At 69.5% G+C, this 604-nt stretch carries 1 protein-coding gene; it reads left to right on the top strand.

Going from position 1 to position 604, the window contains the following annotated elements; all coding sequences use genetic code 11:
* The coding region (locus FUT87_RS27970) for a glycosyl hydrolase family 28 protein (protein ID WP_255512098.1) at nt 1–604 on the top strand (604 nt) is incomplete at both ends.

The following is a 604-nucleotide window of genomic DNA, read 5'->3' as shown; positions in this document are numbered from 1 at the left end:
CTCGCTGACGCAGACCGGCGGCCTGCTGCCGAGCTCGGTCGACGCGGATCCCACGCACTCGCAACCGGACACCGCCCAGATCCAGGACGCCATCAATCACTGCCCCGCCGGCCAGGCGGTGCGCCTGGTCGCCAGCGGCAACGCCAACGCCTTCCTGTCGGGACCGCTGGTGCTGAACAGCGGCGTCACGCTGTGGGTCGACAGCAACGTGACGCTCTTCGCGTCCCGCAGCCCCAAGGACTTCGACAATGGCGGCGGCCGCTGCGGCACCGCCGGCGGTGACGGCAAGTCGTGCAATGCGCTGATCCGCCTGAAGAATGCCGCGAACAGCCGCATCGTCGGCGACGGCCGCATCGACGGCCGCGGCGGCGCGGTGCTCACCTCCGGCCCCAACGCCGGGAAGATGACCTGGTGGGACGTCGCCAACCTGCTGGAGGCGACCGGCAAGAAGCAGAACAATCCGCGCCTGGTCAACCTGATCGGCGGCAGCAACTTCACGCTCTATCGCATCTCGCTGCTCAACTCGCCGAACGCGCACGTCGTCGTCAGCGGGCTGACCGGCTTCGTGGCCTGGGGTACCAAGGTGCTGGCGCCGTCGCTGGCC

The sequence above is a fragment of the Mitsuaria sp. TWR114 genome, assembly GCF_007997345.1.
Note: the sequence above shows the minus strand (reverse complement) of the source record. Positions and strands in the feature narration are given on the sequence as shown.